Annotated in this window: 7 protein-coding genes and 1 pseudogene; 1 reads left to right on the top strand and 7 read right to left on the bottom strand. The window is 71.9% G+C overall.

Annotated elements, in window-relative coordinates; all coding sequences use genetic code 11:
* The 4 genes and pseudogenes from OJ997_RS31490 to ligD form a co-directional block, all read right to left on the bottom strand.
* Positions 1–270 (bottom strand): annotated as a pseudogene (locus tag OJ997_RS31490) (hypothetical protein); the annotation flags it as partial.
* 89 nt (positions 271–359) lie between these two features.
* Positions 360–2,183, bottom strand: a complete 1,824-nt coding sequence (locus OJ997_RS31485; protein WP_270029339.1) for a methyl-accepting chemotaxis protein — start codon at positions 2,181–2,183, stop codon at positions 360–362.
* Between the two features lie 219 nt (positions 2,184–2,402).
* Positions 2,403–4,235 (bottom strand): methyl-accepting chemotaxis protein, encoded by a 1,833-nt coding sequence (locus OJ997_RS31480; protein WP_270029338.1) that lies wholly within the window; start codon positions 4,233–4,235, stop codon positions 2,403–2,405.
* A gap of 75 nt (positions 4,236–4,310) precedes the next feature.
* Positions 4,311–5,180, bottom strand: a complete 870-nt coding sequence (gene ligD / locus OJ997_RS31475; protein WP_270029337.1) for a non-homologous end-joining DNA ligase — start codon at positions 5,178–5,180, stop codon at positions 4,311–4,313.
* Positions 5,181–5,202: 22 nt separating this feature from the next.
* Between ligD and OJ997_RS31470 the strand changes: the two genes are divergently transcribed.
* On the top strand, positions 5,203–6,510 hold the full coding sequence (locus OJ997_RS31470) for a calcium-binding protein (RefSeq protein WP_270029336.1): 1,308 nt from the start codon (positions 5,203–5,205) through the stop codon (positions 6,508–6,510).
* Here OJ997_RS31470 and OJ997_RS31465 read toward each other — a convergent pair.
* Genes OJ997_RS31465 through OJ997_RS31455 form a run of 3 tightly spaced genes read right to left on the bottom strand, consistent with a single transcriptional unit; the run spans position 6,449 to position 8,711 of the window.
* Positions 6,449–6,778, bottom strand: coding sequence for a hypothetical protein (locus OJ997_RS31465; RefSeq protein ID WP_270029335.1), 330 nt, complete (start codon positions 6,776–6,778; stop codon positions 6,449–6,451). The genes OJ997_RS31470 and OJ997_RS31465 overlap by 62 nt on opposite strands.
* Entirely contained in the window at positions 6,766–7,425 is a 660-nt protein-coding gene (locus OJ997_RS31460; protein ID WP_270029334.1) for a 4-hydroxy-tetrahydrodipicolinate reductase, read from the bottom strand. The genes OJ997_RS31465 and OJ997_RS31460 overlap by 13 nt, the downstream gene beginning before the upstream one ends.
* A complete protein-coding gene (locus OJ997_RS31455) occupies positions 7,425–8,711 on the bottom strand; it encodes a M16 family metallopeptidase (RefSeq protein ID WP_372517958.1) in 1,287 nt (428 codons plus the stop codon). Before OJ997_RS31455 ends, OJ997_RS31460 begins: the two co-directional genes overlap by 1 nt.

Genomic DNA, 8,711 nt, shown 5'->3' with positions numbered 1-8,711 from the left:
CGGGTCGCCGTACCCGGGACCGCCGGGGCCGGGCGCCGGTGGCGCGCCCGCGCCGGGAACGGCCTGGCCGCCGGCGAGCGGGTCGCCGTGCGGCGGGGTCGCCGACTGCTGGGGCGGAATCGGGCGGCCGTGCTTGTCGTATTCGACGTAGCCACCCGGCTGTTGCCCACCAGGCCGGGACGAGCCCTGCTGGTTGATCTGGGACTGCACCTCGTCGAGCTTGGTTTGCGCCTGCTCGGCGAGCTTCTTGGCCTTGTCGAGGAAGCCCATGGCACGACGGTAGCGTGCCCGGGCGCCGCGTGGCGTCGGGGTAGCGCGAGCACACCCGACGGGCGGATGTGCTCGCGACCCCCTGGGCTCTACGCGTGCGCGAGGCGGAAGTGCCCGACCAGCGACTCGAGGCGCTCGGCCGTGGCGGCGAGCTCCTGGGCGCTGGACGCGATCTCCTGCGTGGAGGCGCTCGTCTCCTGGGTGGAGGCGGAGACCTGCTCGGCGGCGGCCGAGGACTGCTCGGACACGGAGGCGACCTCGGCGATCTCCTCCTGCATGCGCTCGGAGTCGGCGGAGATCTGCTGGCTGGCGGCCGCGATCTCGGCGACGCGCTCGCCCATCGACGCGACGGCGGTGTCGATCCGCTGGAACGCCTCACGCGTCTGCTGGACCGTGCTGACGCCGTCCTCGGTGCGCCGGGCGCCCTCCTCGACGACCACGACCACCGCGTTCGTCTCGTTCTGCATCTCGCCGATCAGGTCGGAGATCTGCGAAGCGGCGGCCTGGGACTCCTCCGCCAGCTTGCGGACCTCCTCGGCCACGACCGCGAAGCCGCGGCCCTGCTCGCCGGCGCGGGCGGCCTCGATGGCGGCGTTGAGCGCCAGCAGGTTGGTCTGCTCGGCGATCCCGGTGATCGTGTCGACGATGCCGCCGATCTTCTCGGAGCGCTGAGCGAGGCCCTCGATGGCGGTCGTGATCTCACGCGAGGCGTCGGCCACGCTCTGGATCGCGTCGGTGGCCTGCTCGGCGGCGCCGACGCCCTGGCGGGCGATCTCGCCGGCGTCGCTCGCGACGTCAGCGGCCTCGGAAGCCGCGGTCGACGACGCACGGGCGGCGCGGGTGGTCTCGAGCGCGGTGTCGCGGGCGGTCTCGACCATGCGGACCTGACGCTCGGCGCCGTGGGCGACCTCGGTCACGGCCGAGGCGATCTCACCGACGGCGCGGCCGGCCTCCTCGGAGGTGGACGCCATCTGCTGGGAGGCGCTCGCGACCGAGCCGGCGTTCGCGCTCACGTCGCCGACGACGCGCTCGAGGTCGACGACCAGGCGGTGCATGGCGTGCCCGAGCAGGTCGCGCTCGGAGCGCGGCTCGGGCTTGATCGTCAGGTCGCCCGCGGCGACACGTTCGGCGGTCTCGGCCTGCTCGCGCAGGTAGTCGAGCATGCGGTCGAAGGACGTGGCCATGGCGCCCAGCTCGTCGCGGTTCTTGACCGTGATCGTCTGGTCGACGTCGCCCTCGGCGATGCCGTCGGCGGCGCGCTGCATCTCACGGACCGGGCCGACGATCGAGCGCGTGATCAGCCAGGCGATGCCGAGCGCGATCAACGCGCCGACCACGCCGAGGACGATCAGCTGCGTGCGCACGTCCGCGTACGCGGCGTCCTGCTCGACCTCCGCGTCCTTGACGAACTTGACCGTGTCGGCCTCGATCGCGGCGGCGGACTTGCGGAAGGCGTCGAACTCCGCCTTGCCCTCGCCGATCCGGCGCTGTGCCTCGGCCTGGCCGGCCGGACCCGACTTCACGAGCGCGATCTGCGACTCGAAGTAGTCCTGGAGCGCCTTGATCTGCGGCTCGGCGTCGGCGACGAGGCCGGCCATGATCGGGTGCTCGTCGAGCAGCGGCTTCATGCGCTCGAGCACCTCGGCGAGGGTCCTACGGCCCTCGGTGTACGGGGCGAGGCTGTCCTCGTCGGCCGTGATGAGGTAGCCGCGGACGCCGGTCTCCTGGTCGACCATCTCGGTCAGCAGGCTCTGCGCGGCGGATTTGAGCGGGATCGCGTCGTCGATGTACGCGTGTTGAGCGCTCTCGTTGACGGAATTGGCCGAGCGCACGCCGACGACGACGGCGCCCACCAGGACGAGCAGTACGGCTCCGAAGCCGGCGAGCAGCTTCGTGCGGATGGTGAGGGACAACGGGTTCTCTCCGGTCAGAGGATTGCGAAGGTTCTGCTCACCGTGATCGCCCGAGCGACATCCGCTTTGCATCCCGAAAACGTCAAGGTTTCATCAAGTCCGGCCCCCGCTCTCAAGAACGACGAAAGGCCCGCCGATGAGGGCGGGCCTTCCGTGATGCGCGGGCGGGTCTCCGCAGACCCGATCAAAAGCGCGGCGACACCGCGCGCATGCGCCGCGCTAGGCGGCGACGGTGAAGCGGGCGACGAGCGAGTTCAGGTGCTCGGCGGTCCCGGAGAGCGTCTGGGCGGACGCGGCGATCTCCTGGGCGGAGGCGCTGGTCTGCTGGGTCGAGGCGGACACCTGCTCGGCGGACGCGCTGGACTCCTCCGCGACGGCGGCGACGTCGACGACCTCGTTCTCGGCGAGCGTGGCCTGGGCGCTGATCTGGTCGACGGCCAGGGTGATCTCGCCGACGCGGGACGCCATGTCCTCGACCGCGGTGCCGATGGCCTCGAAGGCCTCACGGGTGCGCTCGACGGTGGCGACGCCGTCCTGCGTGCGCTGCGTGCCGTCGGCGACGACACCCACGACGCGGGAGGTCTCGGCCTGCATCTCGCCGATGAGGGCGGAGATCTCGGCCGCGGCGCCCTGGGACTCCTCGGCCAGCTTGCGGACTTCCTCGGCCACGACGGCGAAGCCGCGGCCCTGCTCGCCGGCACGGGCGGCCTCGATCGCGGCGTTCAGCGCGAGCAGGTTGGTCTGCTCGGCGAGGCCGGTGATCGTGCCGACGATGCCGCCGATGCGCTCGCTGCGCTCGGTCAGGGAGTGGATGGCGCCACCGACGGCGGCGGAGTTCTCGGCCACCTCGCGCATCGCGGCGCTGGCGGACTCGGCGGCGCTGACGCCCTCGAGGGCGACGCCACGGGCGGACTCGGCGGCCTGCGCGGTCTCCGTGGCCACGACGGAGCTCGTCTCGGCCGAGCGGGCGGCCTCCTGGACGGCCTCGCGGGCCGTCTCGACGCCACGGACCTGGCGCTCGGCGCCGTGCGCGACCTCGGTCACGGCGGCGGCGATCTCCGACACGGCGCGGCCGGTCTCCTCGGAGGTGGCGGCCATCTGCTGCGAAGCGGCGGCGACGGTCGCGGCCTGCTCGGCCATCTCGGCCACGGTGTCGGCGAGCTGCGCGCGCATCTCGTTGTACGCGTTGACCGACGCGACGGTGTGGTTGCGGATGGCGCCGACGGCCTCGGCGACGTCACCGATCTCGTCGTTGGAGGAGCGGTGCAGCTCCGGCGTGACCGGCACGACCTCGACCGTCAGATCGCCGTGGGCGACGCGGCCAAGGGCGTTCGCGAGGTCGGTGGTGCAGTTCTCGGCCAGCATCTTGAGGCGATCGAGGATCTCCCCCACGGTCTTCGTGATCCGGCGCGAGAACCACAGCGCCATGGCGAAGCCAACGAGGATTGCGGCGATGATGATGATCAGCGCGCGCGTCACGGCCGCGGACGCGGTCGCGGTGATGTCCTTGTTCGTCTGCCCGGCCTTGGCGACCTCGGCGTCGAAGAGCTGCGTGAAGTCCGCGGTGACCTTCCCCGACTCCGGGATGCCCTGGGCCTTGTTGAGCGCGTACGCGGCCTGCTGGTCACCGGCGTTGGAGAGCTTGATGACGTCGCCGCGGGTCTCGCGGTAGGTCGCGAGGTCCGTCTTGAGCGCGTTGTACTCGGCCTCGAGCGCGGCGTTGCCGGCGAGGGAGGCGCCGACCTTGGTCAGGTTCTCGTCGATGACGGCGGCGTTCTTCGTGATCTTGCCTTCGACCTCGGCCTTGTCGGCGGCGGTCGTCTCGAGCATGTGGTTGTTCAAGAACGCGCGGTTCTCGTTGAACTTCGCGCGGGCGGTGCCGAGCTGGGAGAGCGGGACGACCGAGTTCTCGTACAGCGCGTCGGAGCTCTTGTCGGCCGACCGGATGTCGTTGATGCCGAAGGCGCCGACGGTGCCGGTGAAGGCCAGCAGGACGGCTGAGCCGGCGAGCAGCTTGCCGCGAAGGCCGAAGCGTGTGGGGATGACAGACAAGGGAAAGGGGCTCCTACAGGTGATCGGGTTACCTGGGGTATCGGAGCCCTCTCTCAAGTCCGTGTAGGGCAAATCTCAAGGTTTGAGCAAGGCTTTCGCAAGGCTACGCGCGCAAGTGTTGATGTCCGCCCATGGATCCCCGATCGCTTTAAGTCTCTCGCCCATGGTTTGCAGGGTGAACGCGTGCGGCTTCAGGCTGGGGTCCGCGACTTCGTCCCACGTGACCGGTGCGGAGACCGGCGCGCCCGGCAGGCCACGGACCGCATAGGGCGCGACGACCGTCTGCCCGTACGTGTTGCGGGCGACGTCGACGAGGATCTTTCCGTCGCGCTTGTCCTTGCGCCACTCGGTCGTGAGCGTGTCGGGATGCTCCGCCGCGATCCGGTCGGCCAGCACCTGCGACGCGGCGCGCACCTGGTCGGCTTCCCGCGTGCGCTTGAGCGGCGCGACCACGTGGATCCCGCGCGAGCCGCTCAGCTTCGCGAACGGGACGAGCCCGACCTCGCGCAGCAGCTCGGCCACCGCGAGCGCGGCCTTGCGGATCTCGTCGAAGTCGTCCTCGGTCGGGTCGAGGTCGAACACGAGCCGGTCGGGCTTCTCGCGCAGGTCGCAGCGGGCGTTCCAGACGTGCGGCGTGATGCAGTTCTGCTGCGCGAGCCAGCGCAGCGTCTCCGCGTCGTTGATCATCCCGTGGGTGATGTCCCCGCCCTTGCGGCGCGGCACCTCGCAGCGCGCGACCCAGTCGGGCGCGCCCTTCGGCAGCGACTGCTGGATCACGACGTCGTGCGCGATGCCCTTGTTCCAGCGCCACAGGTTCATCGGGCGGTCGGCGACGTGCGGGACCATGACGTCCGCGACCCGCTCGTAGTAGTCGGCGAGGTCGGCCTTGGTGATGCCGTTGTCAGGAAACAGGACCTTGTCCGGATTGGACAGCGGAACTCTCACCGATGCAGACCGTTTCGAGGTCATGTCCAGGATCCTCGCAGTCGCCAGCCTCTTCGCGTGGGCGCTCGCCTGCAGCACCGCCTCGGCCGCGACGGTCACGTCGACCGTGACGACGGAGACGGACTTGCATGCGCAGCGGTACTCCGTGCACACGGTGACGGTCACGGCCGCGCCCGGCGAGGCGAACCGGCTCGAGCTGTCGGTCACCGCGGGCGTGGCGCGACTGCGCGACCCGGCCGGGCTCACGCCCGCGGCCCCGTGCGTCGCGGAGGACGCCCAGACGGTGACCTGCCCGAACCTCGGCGAGCCGCACGTCAGCGTGGACCTCGGCGACGGCGACGACACCTACGCCGGCACGGCCGGTGACACGACCGTCGACGGTGGCGCGGGCAACGACGTGCTCTCGGGGGCCGCGACGCTGCGCGGCGGGCCGGGCGACGACCGGCTCCGCGGCGGGAGCGTGCGGGGCGGCCCGGGCGCTGACGTCCTGGAAGGCCGGGTCCTCGACTACACCGACCACACGACCGGCGTGACGATCGACCTCGCGGGCGGTGTGGCCGGCTCGCCCGGCGAGGGCGACCAGGTGGCGCCCGGCGCGACCGCGGTGCTGGGCACGCCGGCCGCGGACGTCATCCGCGCCGCCGACCAGGGCATCACCGTCGACAGCTTCGGCGGCGACGACGTGATCGACGGCAGCCCGGGCTACGACCGGATCGAGCCCGGCGCCGGCAACGACACCGTGCGCGGCCAGGCGGGCGACGACGAGGTCATCGACGAGCTCTCAGACGATCCGGACGGCGCGCAGAGCGGCGCCGACCGAATCGACGGCGGCCCGGGCAACGACCACCTCAACAGCGGGCCCGGCGACGACGTCCTGATCGGCGGCCCGGGCCACGACACGCTGCTGGGCGAGTCCGGGACCGACCGGATGCGCGCGGACGACGGGGAGCGCGACAACGTCGAGTGCGCGGAGACGCGGCTCGAGGACGACCGCGCCGAGGTCGACTCGCGCGACAACGTCGCGGCGGCCTGCCAGCACATCACGCGCTCCGGCACCCCGCGGCTGGAGGTCCACGCGCTGCTGCGCGCCGGCGGCGCCCGCCCGTGGCTGCTCGTCTCCTGCCCGCGCGGCGCGACGCGCCGCGCGTGCGCCGGCACGGTGGGGCTGCAGTCCGGAGGCTTGCGCGCGACGGTGCGGGTCCAGCTCTCCCCGGGGCGCCGCGCGCGGCTGCGCGTCGACCGCCTTCCCGCGCGTGGGACCTACCGCGTCAAGGTCGCTCTGCGGACGGGGCGCGAGTGGCGCGACTGGCTCTCCGTAGTGCGTCCGTGAAGCGCTTGGGCACGCGCGGGTCCTCCCCACCCTCCCACAGGGTGATCACGATCAGCTCGCCGCGCGGCTTGTCCTCGATGCAGATGTAGACGAGCTCGGCGTCCTCGAGGTCGCGCACGAGCACGGCGCCGCGCTCCCCGGGCTCCAGGCGTCCGGCGTCGACCGCGCGTGAGACCCGCGCGGCGACTTCCAGCTTCGGTTCGAGCGCGCCACGGACGCGCTGGAGATATCGCTCGGCGGCGTGATCCGTGACCGCTACGAGGGCCACAAGAGCTTCTCGAGCCCGATCACGGGAGACTCGGGCAGCTCGGCCACCTTGCGGATCGCCAGCAGGACGCCGGGCATGAAGCTCGTGCGGTCCGTCGTGACGTGGCGCAGGGTGAGGGTCTGGGCGACATCGCCGAAGATGACGTCCTGGTCGGCCACCAGGCCGGGCAGGCGGACCGAGTGGATCGGCACCTCGCCGTCCATCAGCTCGGCGGTGCGCGCGGCGGTGCCGGACGGCGCGTCGACCTTGTTCGGGTGGTGGTACTCGATGATCTCGGCGCGGTCCATGATCTGCGACGCCTCGGCGGCGAAGCGCATCATCAGCACCGCGCCGATCGCGAAGTTCGGGGCGGCGAACACCTTGCCCGGCGTGCCCTCGACGGCGCGGCGCAGGTCTTCCTCACGCCAGCCGGTCGCGCCGATGACGACGTGCACGCCGGCCGCGGTGGCCTGCGTGATGTTGCCGAGGACCTGGTCCGGGAGCGTGAAGTCCACGAGCACGTCCGCGTCGCCGAGCACGTCGGCGACGGTCGTGCCGAGCGACGGGTCGGCGCGACCCGTCAGCTCCATGTCCTCGGCGCCCTCGACGGCTTCGCACGTCGTCGCGCCCATGCGCCCCGCGGCGCCGGCTACGGCAACCTTGATCATCACGCGGCGAGCTGCGTATCCGTGCCCGCGACGCCTTCGACGGCGGCGCAGAACTTGTCCTCGTCCGGCCCGATGCCGGCCGCGGACAGGCGTCCGGGCGCCCACAGGTCGTCGACCAGGGAGCGCATGTCGTCCAGCGTGACGGCGTCGATCCGCTCCATGACCTCGTCCGTCTCCAGCAGCGGCAGCCCGAACAGCAGCGACCCGCCGAGGCGGTGCATGCGCGCGCCGGTGGACTCCATGCCGAGCACGATGCGGGCCTTGACGTTCTCCCGGGCGCGCACGAGCTCCTCCTCGGTCGCCGGCTGCTCGCGCAGGCGCTCGAGCTCGTCGCTGACGACCTTCATCGCCTCGACGAGGTTGTCCGGGCGCGTGCCGACGTACAGGCCGACCTGGCCCGTGTCCGAGTACTGGCCGGTGAACGAGTAGACGCTGTAGGCGAGCCCGCGCTCCTCACGCACGGCCTGGAACAGCCGCGAGCTGGACAGGCCGCCGAAGATCGCGTCGAGCACGCGCGCGGCGAAGCGCCGGTCGTCGCCGCGCTGGAGGCCGAGGCCGCCGAGCGTGACGTGGACCTGCTCGGTGTCCTTGCGCACGAAGCGCACGGTCGCCCGCGGGTCGTTCGGGGCGGGCTCGATGGCCGGCACGGCCTCCAGCCCCTCATGGGTGTGCCCCGTGCGCTGCGCGAGTTCCACGATCTGGTCGTGGTCCACGGACCCGGCCGCGGCGATGACGACGTTGCCGGGCACGTAGCGGCGCTTGTGGAACTCGGCGATGACCTCGATCGGCGTGTCGCGGATCACCGGCGCGCGGCCGATGATCGGCCGCCCGAGCGGGTGGTCGCCGAAGACGGCCTCCCCCAGGACATCGAACACCGTGTCCTGGGGATCGTCCTCGTACATCGCGATCTCCTCGAGCACGACCTCGCGCTCGGGATCGACGTCCTGGTACGCGGGACGCCAGACCATGTCGGCCATGACGTCGAACGCCGCCGGCAGGTGCTGGTCGAGCATCCGCGCGTAGACCGCGGTGCTCTCCTTGTCCGTGCCGGCGTTGAGCTCCGCGCCCATGCCGTCGAAGAGCTTGTCGATCTCTGCGCTCGCGTAGCGATCGGTGCCCTTGAACAGCAGGTGCTCCAGGAAGTGGCTGAGCCCGGCCTCCGCAACGGATTCACCGCGCGAGCCGGTGTGCACGAAGAACCCCAGGGCCGCGGAACGCACGGAGGGCATGGCCTCCGTGACGACCCGCAGCCCGGAATCGAGCTCCGTGATGCGATGGCCGGGCAG

It is taken from the genome of Solirubrobacter phytolaccae (assembly GCF_027587195.1).
Taxonomy (GTDB): Bacteria; Actinomycetota; Thermoleophilia; order Solirubrobacterales; family Solirubrobacteraceae; genus Solirubrobacter; species Solirubrobacter phytolaccae.
This window is presented reverse-complemented; position numbering and strand designations above follow the sequence as displayed.